We start from the raw sequence: 18,537 nt of genomic DNA on the forward strand, positions 1-18,537 counted from the left end.
TACCACGCTACCTGGAAGTTATTTGCGATCTCAAATAAGTACGCCAGTTGTTGCTTTTTCTACTGCTGCTTCTGCATGAATCCTCGTTGTTGGAAACAAGCCAACGGTGACATCTCCAGTATGAATTAGTAACTCAATCTCTGTACAGCCTAAAATAATGCCTTCTGCACCGGATTCAACTAAGCTATTCATAATCTCGATATATTGCTTTCTCGATTCTGGATTAATAATTCCAAGACACAATTCTTGATAAATGACTCGATGCACTACCTCTCGCTCATCATCATTTGGAATGAGCACCTCTAGCCCATGTTTATCTACCAGTCGCCCTCGATAAAAATCCTGCTCCATCGTAAAACGAGTACCCAATAAGCCGATCTTTTGAATGCCACTGGACTGAATTTTCTCAGCCGTCGCATCCGCAATATGGAGAAACGGAACTTGAATATTTGCCTCAATCTCATCCGCAAGTTTATGCATTGTGTTTGTACAGAGAACGATAAAATCGGCTCCTGCCCGTTCAAGGCTTTGTGCTGCTGCAACCATCAAACCTGCTGCTTCTTGCCAACGACTTTGATGTTGCAAAGCCTCGATTTCTGCAAAGTCAACTGAGTACATCACGCTTTTAGCAGAATGCAATCCCCCAAGCTTGCTCTTGGTGACCTCGTTAATAATGCGGTAATACTCAATAGAAGACTCCCAACTCATTCCCCCAATTAGCCCAATTGTTTTCATGGTGGCTCCTCAAATGACTCAAACGAGCGGCTCTACAATCATTCTAGATTACCGCAACTTAAGATCGAGGGAAACACTGTAGCAGTTGCGACGCTACCTGGAAGTTATTTGCGATCGCCCGCAATTTGAATTGTCACAGAAACCCGGTTTCTGAAACCCGCTACACCATCCGAGAAACCGGGTTTTGGGCGATCGCTTGTACATTGGGAAATCGAGCGTTCTGCTAAGCGTCAAAAAGGCATTGATTATACCTCAGATTCCTCTTCATTTTCTTGATCCTCGCTCGCAAATTCGCCGATGTAATCTCCCACGAGCGGTGTTTAGTTCAAATTTGCCAACACAACCTTTGAGTCGTCGGAGGAAGCGTCACTAACCATCGCTGAATATTCGCCGTTATAGTTGGTAAATTCAGACGGAGATTTCCGAATCTTAGATAGACGAATTTGCCAATCGGAAACCTGCTCGTAGGTAAGGTGCTTAGTATTGGAAGTCGTTGTCCATACCCCCCAAAGACAGGGGTCTTCAAACTGTAGCATTCCTGATTTCCGTAAGTCATAAGATTGCGGAGTTCCGGGCAAGGGAATAATGCTGTAGCACGAAGTCTGAAATTCCAATTGCGGGTTAATCTCTACCAGTTCATCGACCAATTCTGAGATGGCTTCCTCAAGAAGTAACAAGTCCTCATGGTCATCATCGGGTAGCCCGATAATGATGCCATAAGCAATCACAGGTACACCAGTTCTGACCACAGATTTCATCAAGGTACAATGCTCTTGCCAAGGAAGGAGCTTCTTGTAAGCTTCTCGTCCAAAAACGGGACGTTCGGCAGGGATATAAGCCAAAGGACAACCGACTTTGCCGTCCCAGCCAAACAGTGCTTCAATCAGTTCTTCGTCAGGTCTGAGGTCGCTGCTTTCATAGTTACGCCCAGCTCCCAGAGTTGTTTTCCTCAGTTCTAAACCATTGGGCCACATCAGAGTTATTCCCATCTCCCGCGCACCATTGGTAATGTCGAGGATCTCTTGTCGCCCCTCAGGAAAGAGTCCACGGGCTAGGAATTGATCGGAACCGATATTGATCGATCGAGCCCCCGCTTCTTTCTGAATCGCCAACCATTTGAGGGATGTTTCAGGAGACATTCTCCGAAAGCCAGTGCCGTAGGTGGGTGTCATGCAAAAATCACAGGTGCGATCGCAACCAATGTCAGCTACCAACGAACCTACTGGAACAGTTCCCTGGACATTGGGCAGTGTCCCTAAACACTCCCGCGCCACTTCCACCGATGGTAGTGCCCACTCCTCTGGGCTTTTGGCTTTAGCCTTCCTGGGATACTGTCTACCATCTGCGAGAATGACACCCGTGAGTTCTTCTCGTGGGGTTTTTCCCAGTACATAGTCAAAAATAGCCCAATTCGCTGCCCCGGATTTATCCTGAACGACTGCTGCTGCGCCGGCCTTCAAGTAGTGGTGCGGTTCAGCGAAAGCATCCGACCCACCAACGACAATGGGACGATCTCCCTTAGCCAGATGCTCAATCACCATACAAGTGACTTGACGGTCTTGGGAGAAATTCACTGTAATGCCCCAAGCATCGAAGGCATGGGGATCTAGGGCAGCAATTTTGCCCCCAACGTAAGTTTTCCGCAGGGTCATCCCTTTCCAGACAATCTCCCCAAATTCTTCACTATAATTGTCATCTCTGAGGTTGACCAATCGGGCATCAAATCCTCCTGCTTGCAAGTCAGGAATCAAAACTTGCTTGCTGATTAAGGAACGATGTCTATATAAAGAAGTCCAATTTTTACCTTCTGCATCATAGAGTCCCGTTGCTGGAGGTTCAATCAGTCCAATTGTGGGAGAGTTTTTAGCTATCATGATTGAGGATGGGGAATGTGGGATAAGATGATGGGATTTTTTCTGGCTCGCGATCGCCTGCGACACCAGGGAAGCCAATCGCAACCCCTAGACGGTAGCACAAGTCGGTGAGCTACTCTTTAATCAAATCAGACGATAGCATAAAAATAGATTAATCTAGATGAGATGAGTCAAATTGACTATTTTCTTAATCATTTAGTTTTTCGATTTGTTGGGAAATACTGTAGCAGTTGCGACGCTACCTGGAAGTTATTTGCGATCGCCCACAAGTGCAGACAGACCGACAGTTAGACTTGTTAATAGTTTTGCTGCGTAAGTAGATTCAATTACCCTACTGTGGAAAAATAGTGGCGATCGACTCAAATTGTCGCAACTGAGAGTAGAATTGAATATCTAGTTTCCATAGAGCAACGCCGCTTTGAGCCAGATTCAAATCTTAAACTTACAAAGCCTTAGCCAGGGACTCCCTGCGATTACACCTGCCTTTGGAGCCGCGATCGCAGAAGCAGGTGCGATTTGTCTAACCGATGAAGCTCACCAACCAGGAGTAACACTTAAAGTTGAGGGAGAATTTTCTGCCACATAAAACTTAGATTGGCAGCCAGTCACCGAGCAAACCCGACGATGTTGGAATGACGAAGAATATACTACCGAGCAGGCTGCTTATGGAATCGCATTCCTGTTAATTCTGCAATTAACAAATCTCACAGTCATTGAACGCTCTCGTAAAGGAACTGGATTTGACTATTGGTTAGGAAGTCAGGCGTTGCTGACTTACAGTATGAAGGGCTAAATATGCAAATCCTAAAAACCATTGTTCACAAAGCTTTTGGATTTTTGCCTGGTTCTTTTTCATCCCCCTCAGCTACCACACTGCCATTTGAGCGAATGGCGCGCCTAGAGGTTTCTGGAATTCGCAAAGGCGATCGAAGTCAAATCAATGCTAGAGTAAAGCTGAAAACGGAACAAACCCGCACCTCAGACGCACAAGGCTTGCCAGCGTATATCATTGTAGTAGAGTTCAGCCGACCGATTTCTATTATTGGTGCAAAGCAAAATCCTGAAGGAACCGTACTCCAATGAGCCAGATTCAATCGCTCCACCAACAAGCAATGGATTTAGCCGAAGCAGCGGCAGTCGCCCGCTTAAGAGGTGCGTTGGAGTTGGCTGCACAATTCACGCGCCAAGCCTTTGAGCAAGAAACTCAGGCGGCCGCCTTAATTGCTAGCACCCTTGATGCTGAACCCACTCGTTCTGTGCTTCACCGCAGCGCAGCATCTTTAGCGATTGAATGTGGCGAATTACGAATGGCAGAACGTCTAATTGCAACCGCGTTATCTGGCAATCCCCCTCCAGAGATTGCTGAAGAACTTAAAGATTTATTCATCCAGATCAACTTGAGCCAATATCTGAAGCGTCAAGGAATCCACATCGATATTAAAGAATTGCGAGGACTGGTAAATCAATAGCACTCGTCGATTTGTCCCAACTGTGGAATTGATCGAGAATTAGCGAAATCAACAAGCAAAATGATTCCATCCATACCAAAAATATCCATCAAACCTGGATACCGCGCCCAGTCAGATGATAAAACCCCTGAAGCTGATGCAATTGATTTCTACCAACTGCGGCAACTCACCAATTCTCAACGATCGCAAATGGCGGCAAAATTAAATCGTTGGGCAAAAACTGTTAGCTTGCGCGGGATGAAAAAAGCTTGCCCGTCAACCTACCAAGAGCGATTTGCCCGATCGATCTTGCGTAGCAAATGGCAGCCAATTTTAACCCCCACCAGTGACCCATCTATGTGGACGCAAGACCCCAGCGAAATAGCTAGACTGTTGCACCCAATTTTTCAAACATTAGGTATTTCTTACTATATTACAGGAGGAGTTGCCGCTTCCGTCTATGGCGACCCTAGAACAACACGCGATTTAGATTTAGTAATTGAATTGATCCGGGATAATATTTTACAATTAGTTGCAGCACTACAAACCGCTGGTTTTTATTGCCCTCCGGGTTCGGTAGAAGATATTCAAGAGGGCAGAGGCATGGTGTTGAGCGTCACTCACATGACTTCTGTATTGAACGCTGATATCGTGCTGAATTCTAATACTGAATTCGATCGCTCAAAAATGATAAGACGGCGATTAGAAGCCCTTGACGAAGCTGGTGTAGAACAGTTCTGGATAGCTGCTCCTGAAGATATTGTATTGGCAAAACAGCTCGGGCGGCAACAGTCTCAGTCTCAAAAACAATGGAATGATGTTTTGGGAATTCTGAAAGTCCAAGCTGAGCATTTGGAGCGCGGTTACTTAACAGAGTGGGCGCAACAATTGGGATTAATTGACGATTTGAATCGAGCTTTTACTGAATCTGGGATTTGATGCGATCGCAAATTGTTCAGTTGGCGATCGCCCGCACTGTATCTGTATCATTATAGGTATGGAATTTTAAAGATTAATTAATTTTATGCAAGTTATTTTAGGCAACATCACACAACTGAAAGTAGATGCGATCGTCAATGCTGCAAATACCAGTTTGTTGGGAGGTGGTGGAGTAGATGGCGCAATCCACAAAGCAGCAGGCCCGGAACTTCTTGACGAATGCCGATCGCTCCGAGGATGCAAAACCGGGGATGCTAAACTCACAAAAGGATATCGCTTACCCGCACGCTTCATCATCCACACCGTAGGCCCCGTATGGCGGGGAGGATCCTGCGGAGAACCCGAACTCTTAGCCCGATGTTACCACAACTGCATGGAAATCGCGATCGAGCAAAAGTTCGAGAGTATCGCATTTCCTTGCATTAGCACCGGTATTTACAAATATCCCAAGGATTTAGCAGGTGAGATTGCAGTTAAGATATGCTACGAAGAAATGCAAAAGAATGGCGCTCCTCAAAACATAACTTTTTGCTGCTTCGATTCAGAAAATTATGAAGTTTATGATAGCATTATAGCACTTATCAGGCAGTAGAAGTATCAAAAATGATTCCAGAAATGAAAACCTATTTAGCAGCCACTGAAATTATCGATCGCGATCATCCCGCAATTTTAGGACTCGCGCAGCAGATAGCATCACAACATCATACAATCGTCACAGGAATTATGAGAGGCGAAGCAAAGGTTTATTTTCAAATCTGAGATCGATCGCCTACAATGTAAACTCAGACCAGCCATCAAAAACCATCGCCATGAGCGTAATTGCAGTTAAATGGTCGATCGACGAATACCACCAAATGATCTCCTCGCGCATCTTGGAAAATCGGCGCGTGGAACTGCTGAAGGGAGAAGTTGTTGAAATGTCGCCAGAAGGGGAACCCCACGCCTATTTTAGCAGCGAAGCAGGAGAATATCTGATCCGGCTCTTGGGCGATCGCGCTACCATCCGTTCAGCCAAGCCGATTACACTCCCTAACGACTCGGAACCAGAACCGGATATTGCGATCGTACAGCGATTGGGCCGCACATATCTCGAACATCACCCCTATCCCGAAAACATTTTCTGGCTGATTGAATACTCAGATTCCACTCTCGTTAAAGACTTGGAGACGAAAACGAAAATCTACGCGGAAGTGGGAATCCCCGAATACTGGGTGGTTAACCTCAAAAGAAGACACCTCATAGTATTTCGAGATCCTCTTGATGGAGATTACGCTTTCAAGTTGACGCTAACCGCAGGAATCGTTAACCCGCTAGCGTTTCCCGATGTGGCTGTGTCGGTAAGCGCGATCGTCAGCACGTGATATTTACTAGAATAGAATTAACCCAAGTTATTATCTATTTTGGCGATCGCTATGGACAAGTATTTAGCAGCGACTGACATTATCGATCGCGATCATCCCGCAATTTTAGCACTCGCGCAGCAGATAGCATCACAACATCATACATCAGAGGCGATCGCCCAATCTAGTTTTGAGTGGGTTCGAGACGAAATTCGCCACAGCTACGACTATCAGATGAATCCCGTCACCTGTCGCGCATCCGATGTATTAAAGCACAAAACAGGTTATTGCTTTGCCAAAAGTCACCTATTAGCAGCATTGCTGCGCGCTAACAACATCCCGGCAGGTTTTTGCTACCAAAGATTGAGCTTTGATGACAAAGGTGCGCCCTATACCTTGCACGGTTTCAATGCAGTTTACTTGCCAGAAATAGGCTGGTATCGCGTTGATGCAAGAGGAAATCGCGAGAATGTTAACGCTCAATTCACACCTCCTCAAGAGCAATTAGCATTTAAAATTCAGTTTCCAGAAGAAGCAGACTTTCAAACCATTTTATCTGAGCCGCTGCGAGTAGTTGTAGAGGCTTTACAAAATCACAGTACATGGGATGAACTGCTGCTCCACCTTCCAGACGTTTCTCTTGATTCCGCACAGAAATACGGCCTTGCCATCCACTAGAAATTACTCAGCAACAAGCTGAGGACTTGGAGAAGCTTTTTAACGTTGTTTCGGGGTTGTTAAGGTCGATTTTCCGACAATTCTCAAACAGCATTAGTTGACTGTAAATCAAGAATATTAGAACCAAATTAAGTCTAAATCTCAACTTGGAAAACTAATCTAAATAATCAATCTGGCACTTTCAAGCCCTTAAGCTTTTCCCCTTTCTCTCCCTCACTCAACCCCTTACACTGCACCAAAACCCCAAAACCTCCCAAACCCATCGGATCGATCAATTGATACAGCGCTTCCCGCTTCCGCAAAAAGGTTGCCAAATCCAATACTTGTGAATCATTTGCAGATAAAGAAGCAATTCTATCGCCCACACCCAACACCATCAAAAACCAAGCCTGCTGAGTAAAACCCATCATCTCCAAACCGCACAAGTAACCTTGTTTTTCCAGCGCGGTAAAATCAGCGTGGGCCGTTAAATCTTGCCACCCCACATTAATATAAGGATTGCTGTGATAGCGGTGGCGATAATAACATTGTAGCGTTCCTTCCGTGCGTCTCGGATTGTAATATCGGTGCGCCGGATGGCCGTAATCAATTGTTAACACATAACCGCGCTGCAATTTTTCTGCAACTGTTTTTATCCAATCTAAAGCTGCTAAATTAACTTCACTGCGATAACCATCCGCATAGACAGTCGCCGATAAATCAATTCCAACTAAATTAAAATATTCGGCAATCTTAGGATTTGAAAGTTCCCCTACTACTTCAATAAACTTGCTTCCCGATTGTTCGTTTTTTTCTGCGGCTTCGGTAACGTAGATTTCCCTGATTTCCCCTTCTTCGACGATAAATTGATGCACTGGTAAAGCATCCACTAACTCATTAGAAAAGAAGCAGCCGACAATCGAGTTATTAGCTATTTCATCCCAATTGCACCACTTGACTATTTTAAATTCAGCTAATTTTTGCTGCTGCACCGCTTTCTGTACAGGGGAAATTTCAACAATAATGTATTCTAAGAGTTTAAATAGATCGGGATATTGTCGTTGCAGGTATTGCAGTAAATGTGCGGCAAAGGTTCCCCGCCCCGCACCCATTTCTACTATAGTAAAAGGATCAGGTTTGCCGAGAATTTGCCACATTTCTACAAATTGCTCGCCCAACACTTGGGCAAAATCAGCGCTCCAATGAGGTGATGTGATAAAGTCGCCTTGTTTGCCGATGTTAGGTCGATCGCCATTATAATAACCATACTGCGGGTGATAGAGTGCCAAATCCATATATTCCGCAAAAGTAATGCGCTGCTGGGGACTTGCGACAATTCTTTCGCTGATTAAAGCGCAGAGTTCCGGGTTGCTGTCGTTAATATCTGATTGTTGAACTGTCATAATTTTTATGAGAAACTTAATCAAGCTAAACAAAATCATTCGAGTAGTGCTATGAACTCTTCCCTTGTGAGTTCTGCATCCCGCAGTATCTTGCGGAGTAAACCTCTACCTATGGTTTTGCCAGCATGGACAGGAATCGTTACAACCCGTCCATCTGCATGGATTATTCGCACATGACTGCCCTTTTGTCGGATCACCTGAAAGCCTACATTTTCTAGGGCGCTAATAACTGTATTTCCTGTTAAAGCTGGTAGTTTTGGCATTAAATCATCACCCTTTGAATGCCTACAAATTCAGGTAATTTTTCATCACCCTCTTCTTCTAAGCAAAGTGCAATAACTTCTTTGATATTGGCAATCAACTCATCAATAGTTTCTCCTTGACTATAACAGGCTTTTAGCTGTGGGACTTCCCCGACATAATAGCCATCTTCATCTCGTTCAATAATGACGTAGAACTCTTGCTTGCTGATATTCATTCTGCAACCTCTTTGTTCTTTAAATTTCATTATATCATTTTGACGCCGATCGCAAAATTGAGATTTGAGATTGGCAATTTTCGATCGCTGTGATAAGCTAGCTTTAGCTTTTAAATATAATGCTTCTGTATGTCGAGAGAGTCTTGTTTAGAAGAGTTCAAAAATTCAAGCGAGTTATTATTACCTGCTTATCTTGTTATCTTCGATCTTGCAGACACAAAAAGACGCAATAATTACTTAGGTCACGATGAAGTAGACAAAGATATCATCGCCTTCGATAATTTGTTAAAAGATTGCGTTTCTTTAGAAAGATGCAAGAGAATTGCCGGCGATATATGGGTGGCTTGTTTTACAGAACATCAACTAAACGATATCCCGGCTTTGATAGTGAATTACGCACAAGAAGTTCCTATAGTATTAACAGTGTGGAAATGCGAGGCGATCGACCCCAAGGGAAATTCTATATTTATTGAAGAAAAAAGAAACGTTTCGATCTGTCGTGCTGTCCGCTGCGGCTATTTGTGGGTTGAAAATGTTAATGAATTAAGTTTCAAAGTCAATGAATTACTAGATAGGGTATGGAGTTTACCTGTTAATACATTAACTTCCCTAGAGTCAGTGGTAGCTGTTAATTTACCAAAATGGCAGTGTATCCCCCCTGAAAGTTTATCTGTAACTGAGTATTGCCCCTACTGCAACAGCACAAACTTGCGGCTGTTAGAAGTAGATTATGATTGTGATAAGCGTATTTGCACGCAGTGCGGAACTCAAGTAATTTTTAGCTATGATTTTTATTGTTGAGATTCCATAGTTTATAGTAGCCGATCGAGGATTCAAAAAAAGGGAGATCGCACTTTTTAGCAAATAGCCCAAAAATACGATCGCCCTTTTTCATCTAGCGATCGACAGAACCCATGATAATATCGATACTGCCCAGAATCGCCACCAAGTCCGCAATCTTTACACCGCGCACGATGTGGGGCAAAATCTGCAAATTATTGAAATCCGCAGCGCGAATCTTCCAGCGCCAAGGAAACACGCTGTCATCGCCGATAATATAGATTCCCAATTCACCCTTACCGCTTTCGACGCGCACGTAATGTTCGCCCTTCGGAATCTTAAAAGTCGGGGCTACTTTTTTGCCAATAAACTGATAGTCGAAACTGTTCCACTCAGATTTTGGCCCGCTTTCTAAGCGCTTGGCTTCCAAGTTTTCGTAAGGGCCGCCGGGGAGTCCTTTCAAGGCTTGATAGATGATTTTAACAGACTCGCGCATCTCCCGAATTCGCACTAAGTACCGGGCCAAACAATCGCCCGCAGCTTCGGTACAAACTTCCCAGTCGAAGTCGTCGTAGCATTCGTAATGGTCAACTTTCCGCAAATCCCAATTTACGCCGGAACCCCGCAACATGGGGCCGGATAGTCCCCAGTTAATCGCTTCGGCGCGGGAAATTGTACCCAGCCCTTCAATCCGGCGGCGGAAGATAGGGTTGTTGGTGATTAAGCGTTCGTATTCGTCAATTTTGGGGACGAAATAATCGCAGAAATCTTCGCATTTGTCTACCCAACCGTAGGGTAAATCTGCTGCGACTCCGCCGATGCGGAAGTAGTTGTTGTTTACCATGCGGTAGCCGGTGGCTGCTTCCCACAAGTCGAGAATTGGTTCGCGATCGCGCATAGTGTAGAAAAAGGGAGTTTGCGCGCCCACGTCCGCCAAAAACGGCCCCACCCACATCAAGTGGTTGGCAATCCGGTTCAACTCCAGCATGATTACCCGAATGTAACTCGCCCGTTTGGGCACAGCTATATTCGCTAACTTTTCCGGTGCATTGACTGTTACCGCTTCGTTAAACATCCCCGCAGCGTAGTCCCATCGGCTCACGTAGGGGACGTACATCACGTTGGTGCGGTTTTCGGCAATTTTTTCCATGCCGCGGTGTAGATAGCCCAAAACTGGCTCGCAGTCTACTACATCTTCGCCGTCTAGGGTGACAATTAACCTCAGTACCCCGTGCATGGATGGGTGGTGCGGCCCCATGTTGAGCACCATTGGTTCGGTTCTCGTCTCAATTCTTGACATAATAATTGGTAATTGGTAATTGGTAATTGGTCATTGGTCATTGGGCATTGGGCATTGGGCGTTGGGCATTGCTCATTAGCCATTAGTCATTGGTCATTAGCAAAAAACACTCTAACTAGGGACTGAGGACTGAGAACTGAGGACTACCGACTAGGGACTACTGACTACTGACTGAGGACTGCTGACTAGGGACTACTGACTAATGACTAATGACTAATGACTGCTGACTATTGTTGATTTTTGTTTCGTTCTTATAAATTATGAAGGATATCGAGCCGTCTGAGAAGGAGACTCCTGCATCAGATGTCAGTATTGACGCCTATCACGTTTCTGTTTTAGCCCAAGAATTAATTGCGGGTTTGGCTGTGCGCGCCGGCGGGCGCTATTTGGATGCGACGCTTGGGGGCGGCGGACACACGAGTTTGATTTTGGCGGCGGCCCCTGATGTGACTGTGGTGGCGATCGATCGCGACGAACAAGCCATCCGTTTTTGCCAATCCCGATTTGCCAACTCGCCCGTCGAGTTTTGGCACGGCAATTTTGCTGAATATCAGTCTCCTGATGCCGAATTTGATGGTATTATAGCAGACTTGGGCGTTAGCTCGGCTCAGTTCGATAAACCGGAACGAGGCTTTAGTTTTCGCCATCCAGCTCAACTAGATATGCGTATGAACCAGCAGCAATCTTTGACCGCAGAAGAGATTATCAATCACTGGGAAGAAGTTAAACTAGCAGATATTATTTACAAGTACGGCGAAGAACGACTGTCTCGGCGCATCGCGAGGCGAATTGTCGCACAACGTCCTTTTGAAACTACTACAGAGCTCGCAGGCGCGATCGCGTCTACCTTCCCACCCAAGCAGCGCAACGGTAGAATCCATCCCGCCACCCGCACTTTCCAAGCTTTAAGGATAGCTGTTAACTCCGAACTAGCTTCTCTAGAAACTTTTCTCAACCAAGCGCCTAAATGGTTAAAACCCGGTGGGAGAATCGGAATTATTACTTTTCACAGCCTCGAAGACAGGCCGGTCAAACACCAACTCAGAGCAACAGAGTGTTTGCAGGTACTGACAAAAAAGCCGATCGTCCCACAATCCGACGAACTAGCTAGAAATCCCCGCTCTCGTTCTGCTAAGCTCAGACTGGCAGAAAAATTAACTTGATTCGGCAGTAACGGGAATAAAGGACGAGCTCTCAACCAAGGCGAGGTCTGGTAAGGCCGCGACTGGATGCAAGTTCCGAACTTCCTTGTGGTATCACTAACATGGCACTGATCTATGAAACCCGAACCCCTCACCCAGATTCGGCTCTGCTGAATCAGAAGAGGGTACTTGACAAGCTAGTTTTAGACCTGATTAATTCGCCTAGGAAGGGAATAGCATGAGTCGGGGAGATGGAAGCAAACTGAAACTAATGGTAGTCGATGACGAACCCGACAACTTGGATTTGCTGTACCGGACGTTTCGACGCGATTTTCAGGTTTACAAAGCAGATAGCGCCCTCAGCGCCCTGTCCGTTCTAGACGAACAGGGCGAGATGGCGGTAATTATATCTGACCAGCGGATGCCAGAAATGAATGGTACCGAGTTCTTGGGGAAAACAGTCGATCGCTTTCCCGATACGATTCGGATTCTGCTGACAGGATACACCGATGTTGAAGACTTGGTAGAAGCAATTAATGCAGGTCAAGTTTTCAAGTACATCACCAAACCGTGGAATCCTGAAGAACTCAAATCAGTTATCAATCAAGCGTCAGAAACTTACAAATACTACAAGCAGCGCAGCGTTGCACTGCGCCGCGCTTTACGCAAGGAATCTCTGTTTAATGAGGTGATGAGCGTGATTCGCGGGTCGCTAGATTACTCTAGTATGGTACAAACTATTGTTCAAACCGTAGGTCAAACTTTTGAGGCCAACTATTGTATGCTGCGGCCTGTAGAGGTCGATCGGCTGTTACCCAGTACCTTCCCCTACCAAGCCCAAACCGCCGAACCTAGCAGCTTTTCTTTTGATGAAAATTTGCTGGTTCAAGCCGTAGCCAGCCGCCAAACTCAAGTCAACGCCAACAGTGGGGCTAACGGTAACTCGGTTGAGATTGCTGTACCCCTGACTTATCAGCAAGACTTGTTGGCGGTGCTCGCTTTGTGTCAGATTGGCGGGACTAACCCTTGGTCGGGAGACGATATAGAGTTAATAGAAGGTGTAGCAGCTCAAGCAGCTCTCGCCCTGTCTCAAGCTAAGCTCTACCAGCGGACTCTGGATTTAGCCAAGCAGATGCAAAACGAGTTGGAAGTGGCCCGCCAAATCCAAACAAACTTGTTGCGCCAAAGTTGGCCGGATTTTGAAACTGTCAGGGTGCAAGCTTGTTGCTATCCGGCGCGGGAAGTTGGCGGTGACTTTTTTGAAGTCTACGTCCACTCGCAAGGGGATATTTGGATAGCTGTGGGAGATGTTTCGGGTAAGGGTGTTCCGGCTGCTCTATTTATGGCTAGCGCGATTTCGGTGATGCGGCGCGAACTTTCTCAAGAAGTTTCTCCCGAGCCCGATCGAGTGATGCAGAATATGAACAGCAGTATGGCTGACGACCTGATTGGCAACAACCATTTTATTACAATGGTTGTAGCTCGTTACACTCCGTCAACGGGACACCTGGCTTTTGCTAATGCCGGTCACATTTATCCGATCGTTTGGTCTCAGTCAGAGGTGAAAGCGAGTGCGGCTAGCGGTGCAACGCCAGCCGAACCCAATTTCCTCAAAGCTCGCGGTATTCCCTTGGGGATACTGCCAGTCTGGAAAGGTAAAGCAGGTGCGATCGAATTAAAGTCAGGAGATGTATTTCTGCTGACAAGTGACGGGATTACTGAAGCTAGCGTGACCACTGCCGCGGTCTCCGGGGGCGAAGAAACCCGTTCTATGCTACAACAAGAAGGGCTTTGGCAACTCTTGATTCAGGAGCCTGGTTCCTTCAACTTGGACAGTTTGTTAGCTTACATTCGAGCTGACAATCCCGTTCAGGAAGACGACCAAACCATACTCTCTCTGGAGGTTCTCTGAATCTGTCAGCCATCCCGACGGATAGTCGGGGCTTCGAGTATCAAAAACTCTAGCCCCCAGTTGACAGCTTACAGATTACCGCACAGAACGCGGGCGATCCAATAGCTGCAAGCTTCTCTAAGGGCAAAAGTTACAGAACTAGCGCATCAGTCGATTTTAGATTTTAGATTTTAGATTTTAGATTTGACTCTCGCATTGAATCTGGAAGCTTGAACTTTCCTCTAAAATTTGGATCTCTGGGTGACTGAACTGCGTGGCACGGTATCCGTTTTTGGGCCCGGTCAATGCCTAGCTCTTAACTGATGCTTTGCGATCGAAGCTTTCAAAAAAGTCTATTGCATCGATCGCCCGCTATTGAGTATCCTTCATGTAGCGGCAAATATTAACGCCAAATAAATTCGGTGCGTCATGTTTCATACCTGGTCTGAAGACACAGGGTTTTCACTCCTTACGGGATTTTTTTATGAATACTGAGCTTCATGTGCCAAGCGACTTGCGGTTTTTAACAATAGTTGAAAATTGGTTGCTGAGCAGTTTGGAAGTTGAGCTAGGAGAGCACGTCGATTGGCCGCGTCAGTCGAATCGTTTGCGCTTGGTGTTAGCAGAAGCCTATTCTAACGTGATCCGCCATGCTCACAAAGATCAACCCAACTTGCCGGTATTAATTCGCTTGAATTTAAAAAATCGGGATATTGGTTTAGAAATTTGGGATTACGGTAAAGGTTACGAAATGGATACTTACAGTCCCCCGAGACCGGAAGCTAAACAGGAAAGCGGCTACGGCTGGCTGATTATGAGCAGACTTATGGATCGGGTGGACTACAGTTTGCAATTAGACGGTCGTAACTGTCTGAAGTTAGAAGCTAGTTTGCCGGAAAAATCTTAATTAGCCGTTAATCATCGGTCATTAGTCATTAGTCATTAGTCATTAGTGATTGACAATGTTTTTGATTCTAGTGGTTGTCTGTCGCACCGTGCGGTGACAGCCACTTTTTATGGCAATCTCGCCCCTCTCTAACGAGACTCTAAGATTGTATAGCCGAAGCAAGAAGAAACAAGCAGTAAAAGCAAGGGTCTTAAGCAATTAATCTCTATTTTCACGCATTCTATGCAAAAGTAGCTGTAGGGTGCGTCGCTATTAAAAGTCCGTAAAGAAAAGCGACTTTTAGAATAGCGACGCACCTCGATCGCGAGTTAAGCAAACAACCCCTCATTGTACCAGAAATAATTGGTTTAAAGCCGGAACTCTTTTAAGGAGAAATTAAAAGCAGATGATTCATTACTCCAATGCTCTTCCTTCTTGTGTCAAGTGTTGTCAACTATTAACTGAATGAACAATTTGTGCCTCACTCCCTTGATAATTCCTCTATTAAGAACCGAATTTCTTAGGCCGCAGAGTGAGCAATTCTTGGGGAGAGGCTAAGAGTTTGACGGTAACAGAAAGAATTTCTTCCTGAGAATTGAGCAGAAAAACCCATCCGACATTAATACCAAATGCGGGAGTTTGCACCCGGCCGCTGACCTGAATTTCAACTGTGCCATATTCTAAAATTTTGCTTGCACTTTGCTGGGGTTCGAGATACATTCCTCGCGCTTCTGTTTTTAGATAACTGGCGATCGAGCTTTTGCCGATAATTGGCTCTTCAAAGGGCGCGTGCAGAATTCCCTCCCCAGCAAACAAATGAGCGGTTGCTTCAAAATCGCCCGCGTTAAAAGTTTCAAAATATCGCTGTACCGCAGGCTTGGTGAGATCGGCAATATTTATAGAGCGAGTTAAAATAGGTCGAGTTGTGGCGGTCATATAAGAAGTGATTTGAGATGAATGAATCTAATGTAATCATTCTCTTGGTCACAGCAAATCCCTCAAAAGATATAGGTAGGGTCATAAATTTTATCTAAAAAAAATCAATCATGCTATTTGCCTCCTGGAGCTTTGAGGGCGATGGACAGAAATTGTACCAGTTAGCAAAAATAATGCAACTGTAGGCAAGTCGCAAACCCTTATGCCATAAGTCATTCCCAATCCTTGAATCCTTCAAATATAAAATATAAAATATAAAATATAAAATCAACTAAACCCAGACACCTCCTGGCATCTGGGTTGCTGTAGAGTCTTGTTTAGTCTGTCAAACAAGAAGATTAGTCCTGGACGCATAGGTGGCCAGAAACCGGGTTTGATGGGCGAAAATTCTTCGCTGTAGCCACAGATTAGGTAAAAAACCCGGTTTCTTTGAACTTGATGCGTCCAGGAGTGAAGATGCTATTTCCGCATCAAATTCATCAATTCCTTAGGAGAAGCCAACAAGTCGATCGCCACAAAGAAAATTTGACCTTGAGGATCGAGCATAAACCGCCACGCGATGTTCATACCCACATTCGCGCCGAACCAAGGAGTTTCGACTTTACCTGTGACTTTCACTTGGCGGTAGCCATCTTCAGCAGGCTCCGATACACCTCGCTCGGGCATCATTTTCAGGCCGATGCACTCTTCCCGCATATAGTTGAGGATAGCTTCGCGACCGACGATCGGCTTTTGGAAAGGCGGTTGCAGAGCACCGTCTTCAGCAAATAAACCGACGGCTGGGGTGAAGTCGAAGGCGTTCATGTTGTCGATGTAGCTGAGTACAGTCTGCTCGCTGATACCCTCAATCTGGGTTTTCACCCGCTCAGCAGGAGCGGTAGGAGTGCTGCGGGGAGCAGAGCGTTTGCCGTACTCTTGGCTGAAATCGGGATCGTAGCCCATGTGAACTACGGTATTGCGGAGTACAGTAATTTGTTGGCCCGGATCGAGTTTCTTGATGGTTTCGAGAACTGCGGTGGCTTCAGCAGACATTTGATAGCCAGCGGGGATCGGAGCCACAAGGCCCTGTTTCATCAACTGTCCCAACTCGTACCAGAAACCGAGTTTGGTGTTGACGCGCAATGAGGTGTAAATCCGGCCGATGGTGGTGTCGGCGTTGCTGGCCAAGTCAAACATAGTTTTGCTTTGAGCAGCCGGCGACATTTGCTTGATTTCGCTGAGGACGCCTTCGACAAGGGCCATGCTCGCTACTCCTGGGGCGGCTGCGGTGATGGAAACGCCCATTTCGGTGTAGGCATACCAAAGCAGTGCGAGTTGGTCTTCGACGCTGAGTTTGTAGAACGAGTCCGTGGTAGCCGGAACAGCGCTAGCAATCTCGGTGTTGGAGAAAATAGATTGAGCTGATTGAATACTAACTGCCATGTGTATTTTGTGAGATTCGCGGTGGGTTTTACTTCCGTGCTTGAGATGTGCGAATCGAACTCTCCCTTAATTAAAATTATGTAACGTTTTTGACAAATTAGAGTTCAAATTTCTAAATATAAAGATTGTGAAAGTATTATGAATTTTATCGCACAATCAGTCTAAATGTTAATAGACTAATCGCGCATTTTGTGATATGGTTCTTTACCCGATGAAAACATCAATTAATAGCGATCGCATTAAGCAAAAAGGCCTAGAGTTGGGGTTTCACAAAGTCGGGATAGCCTCGGCAGATGCGGATGTCGATCGAGAAAAACAAAGATTGCAGGCTTGGCTGGACAAGGGTTATCAGGCGGATATGGCATGGATGGCCAACCCGAAACGGCTGGATATTCGATCGCTCGTGCCAGACGTGCAGTCAGTAATATGTGTCGCCATCAACTACTACACGCCTCACCAACGCCCCGAAAATCCCCCCTTTGAAGGGGGGGACGATGCAGTTCGAGAGTATGCTAAGATCTCTCGCTACGGTTGGGGGCGGGATTACCACAAAATTCTGCACAAAAAACTGAAGCTGTTAGCAAATTGGGTGCGATCGCAAGGCGAAGGAATTGAAGCGCGTTATTATGCTGATACCGGGCCGGTTCAGGATAAAATGTGGGCCCAGCGGGCGGGGATTGGCTGGATTGCTAAAAATGGTAATGTAATTTCGCGCGAATACGGTTCTTGGGTGTTTTTGGGCGAAATTTTGACTAATCTGGAGTTAGAGCCGGATGCGCCGCACACCCAACATTGCGGTAGTTGCACTCGCTGCATTGAGGCGTGTCCTACGGCAGCTATTGCTGAGCCTTTTGTCGTGAATGCCGATCGGTGCATAGCTTATCATACGATCGAGAATCGAGCCGAAAAACTGCCCGACCAAATTGCATCTAATTTACAAGGTTGGGTAGCAGGTTGCGACATTTGTCAAGATGTTTGTCCCTGGAATCAGCGATTTGCCAAACCAACAGATGTTGTAGAATTTGAGCCTTATCCTGAAAACATAGCACCGACACTTGCAGAATTAGCGGAGATTTCCGACGAAGAATGGAACCGCAGATTTACAGCTTCGGCGCTGCGGCGAATTAAGCCCGAAATGCTGCGCCGAAATGCCAAAGCCAATCAAATTAACAGTCAGTAGTCCTATCATATCCATTCAATTACCCGCCATCAAAAGGTTCGTAGTGTGGACTTTAGTCCGCAGAAAAATCAGCGGACTAAAGTCCACACTACGAACCAATGTTATTATAAGACTTATTGAAGGACA

21 protein-coding genes are annotated in these 18,537 nt (G+C 45.8%); 13 read left to right on the forward strand and 8 right to left on the reverse strand.

Translation table 11 applies throughout. The annotated features are described in order from the left end of the window. Positions 1–30 precede the first annotated feature (30 nt). On the reverse strand, positions 31–735 hold the full coding sequence (locus tag JGK39_RS26965; RefSeq protein ID WP_293297946.1) for an aspartate/glutamate racemase family protein: 705 nt from the start codon (positions 733–735) through the stop codon (positions 31–33). Between the two features lie 320 nt (positions 736–1,055). Beyond that, complete coding sequence (locus tag JGK39_RS26970) at positions 1,056–2,609, reverse strand: radical SAM protein (protein ID WP_293297949.1); 1,554 nt, start codon at positions 2,607–2,609, stop codon at positions 1,056–1,058. Positions 2,610–3,027: 418 nt separating this feature from the next. On the opposite strand from JGK39_RS26970, the gene JGK39_RS26975 reads away from it, so the two are divergent. The 8 genes from JGK39_RS26975 (at position 3,028) to JGK39_RS27010 (ending at position 7,014) form a co-directional block, all read left to right on the forward strand. Beyond that, entirely contained in the window at positions 3,028–3,195 is a 168-nt protein-coding gene (locus tag JGK39_RS26975) for a hypothetical protein (protein WP_293297952.1), read from the forward strand. Between the two features lie 209 nt (positions 3,196–3,404). Further along, entirely contained in the window at positions 3,405–3,692 is a 288-nt protein-coding gene (locus JGK39_RS26980; RefSeq protein WP_293322500.1) for a hypothetical protein, read from the forward strand. Beyond that, complete coding sequence (locus tag JGK39_RS26985; RefSeq protein ID WP_293297958.1) at positions 3,689–4,078, forward strand: hypothetical protein; 390 nt, start codon at positions 3,689–3,691, stop codon at positions 4,076–4,078. The genes JGK39_RS26980 and JGK39_RS26985 overlap by 4 nt, the downstream gene beginning before the upstream one ends. A 60-nt stretch (positions 4,079–4,138) precedes the next feature. Next, on the forward strand, positions 4,139–4,996 hold the full coding sequence (locus tag JGK39_RS26990) for a hypothetical protein (RefSeq protein ID WP_293297961.1): 858 nt from the start codon (positions 4,139–4,141) through the stop codon (positions 4,994–4,996). An 85-nt stretch (positions 4,997–5,081) separates the two neighbouring features. After that, positions 5,082–5,588, forward strand: coding sequence for an O-acetyl-ADP-ribose deacetylase (locus JGK39_RS26995; RefSeq protein WP_293256092.1), 507 nt, complete (start codon positions 5,082–5,084; stop codon positions 5,586–5,588). Positions 5,589–5,599: 11 nt separating this feature from the next. Further along, entirely contained in the window at positions 5,600–5,755 is a 156-nt protein-coding gene (locus JGK39_RS27000) for a hypothetical protein (RefSeq protein ID WP_293297964.1), read from the forward strand. Between the two features lie 50 nt (positions 5,756–5,805). Beyond that, entirely contained in the window at positions 5,806–6,357 is a 552-nt protein-coding gene (locus JGK39_RS27005; protein WP_293297966.1) for a Uma2 family endonuclease, read from the forward strand. Between the two features lie 51 nt (positions 6,358–6,408). After that, positions 6,409–7,014 (forward strand): transglutaminase family protein, encoded by a 606-nt coding sequence (locus JGK39_RS27010; protein WP_293297969.1) that lies wholly within the window; start codon positions 6,409–6,411, stop codon positions 7,012–7,014. Positions 7,015–7,181: 167 nt separating this feature from the next. Here JGK39_RS27010 and JGK39_RS27015 read toward each other — a convergent pair whose 3' ends face one another. From JGK39_RS27015 to JGK39_RS27025, 3 genes are read right to left on the reverse strand one after another with little or no spacing between them, the layout of a single operon-like run. Further along, positions 7,182–8,396 (reverse strand): class I SAM-dependent methyltransferase, encoded by a 1,215-nt coding sequence (locus JGK39_RS27015; protein ID WP_293297972.1) that lies wholly within the window; start codon positions 8,394–8,396, stop codon positions 7,182–7,184. A gap of 35 nt (positions 8,397–8,431) precedes the next feature. Further along, positions 8,432–8,659 carry a type II toxin-antitoxin system HicA family toxin gene (locus JGK39_RS27020; protein ID WP_293297975.1) on the reverse strand — a complete coding sequence of 76 codons (228 nt, stop codon included), beginning with the start codon at positions 8,657–8,659 and terminating at the stop codon, positions 8,432–8,434. After that, entirely contained in the window at positions 8,659–8,904 is a 246-nt protein-coding gene (locus JGK39_RS27025) for a type II toxin-antitoxin system HicB family antitoxin (protein ID WP_293256104.1), read from the reverse strand. The genes JGK39_RS27020 and JGK39_RS27025 overlap by 1 nt, the downstream gene beginning before the upstream one ends. A gap of 99 nt (positions 8,905–9,003) precedes the next feature. Here JGK39_RS27025 and JGK39_RS27030 point away from each other — a divergent pair, with 99 nt between their 5' ends. After that, complete coding sequence (locus JGK39_RS27030) at positions 9,004–9,675, forward strand: hypothetical protein (RefSeq protein ID WP_293297978.1); 672 nt, start codon at positions 9,004–9,006, stop codon at positions 9,673–9,675. 94 nt (positions 9,676–9,769) lie between these two features. Here the strand turns inward: JGK39_RS27030 and JGK39_RS27035 are convergent, their stop codons facing one another. Beyond that, on the reverse strand, positions 9,770–10,954 hold the full coding sequence (locus tag JGK39_RS27035; RefSeq protein ID WP_293297981.1) for an NAD(P)H-quinone oxidoreductase subunit H: 1,185 nt from the start codon (positions 10,952–10,954) through the stop codon (positions 9,770–9,772). Between the two features lie 260 nt (positions 10,955–11,214). Here JGK39_RS27035 and rsmH point away from each other — a divergent pair, with 260 nt between their 5' ends. From rsmH to JGK39_RS27050, 3 genes are all read left to right on the forward strand, one after another. Further along, positions 11,215–12,117 carry a 16S rRNA (cytosine(1402)-N(4))-methyltransferase RsmH gene (gene rsmH / locus JGK39_RS27040; protein ID WP_293297984.1) on the forward strand — a complete coding sequence of 301 codons (903 nt, stop codon included), beginning with the start codon at positions 11,215–11,217 and terminating at the stop codon, positions 12,115–12,117. 217 nt (positions 12,118–12,334) lie between these two features. Then, a complete protein-coding gene (locus JGK39_RS27045) occupies positions 12,335–14,008 on the forward strand; it encodes a SpoIIE family protein phosphatase (protein ID WP_293256118.1) in 1,674 nt (557 codons plus the stop codon). 463 nt (positions 14,009–14,471) lie between these two features. Beyond that, the gene (locus JGK39_RS27050; protein WP_293256122.1) at positions 14,472–14,894 is read left to right on the forward strand and encodes an anti-sigma regulatory factor; all 423 of its coding nucleotides are present in this window, start codon (positions 14,472–14,474) and stop codon (positions 14,892–14,894) included. Positions 14,895–15,377: 483 nt separating this feature from the next. Here JGK39_RS27050 and JGK39_RS27055 read toward each other — a convergent pair whose 3' ends face one another. Together JGK39_RS27055 and JGK39_RS27060 are read right to left on the reverse strand one after the other, a co-directional pair. Then, positions 15,378–15,809 (reverse strand): ketosteroid isomerase family protein, encoded by a 432-nt coding sequence (locus tag JGK39_RS27055; protein WP_293256124.1) that lies wholly within the window; start codon positions 15,807–15,809, stop codon positions 15,378–15,380. A gap of 459 nt (positions 15,810–16,268) precedes the next feature. Next, positions 16,269–17,231 carry an orange carotenoid protein N-terminal domain-containing protein gene (locus tag JGK39_RS27060; RefSeq protein ID WP_293256126.1) on the reverse strand — a complete coding sequence of 321 codons (963 nt, stop codon included), beginning with the start codon at positions 17,229–17,231 and terminating at the stop codon, positions 16,269–16,271. 211 nt (positions 17,232–17,442) lie between these two features. Here JGK39_RS27060 and queG point away from each other — a divergent pair, with 211 nt between their 5' ends. Then, positions 17,443–18,411, forward strand: a complete 969-nt coding sequence (gene queG / locus JGK39_RS27065) for a tRNA epoxyqueuosine(34) reductase QueG (protein ID WP_293256133.1) — start codon at positions 17,443–17,445, stop codon at positions 18,409–18,411. The last annotated feature ends 126 nt before the right edge of the window (positions 18,412–18,537 follow it).

The organism is Microcoleus sp. PH2017_12_PCY_D_A (assembly GCF_020738565.1).
Lineage (GTDB): Bacteria > Cyanobacteriota > Cyanobacteriia > Cyanobacteriales > Microcoleaceae > Microcoleus.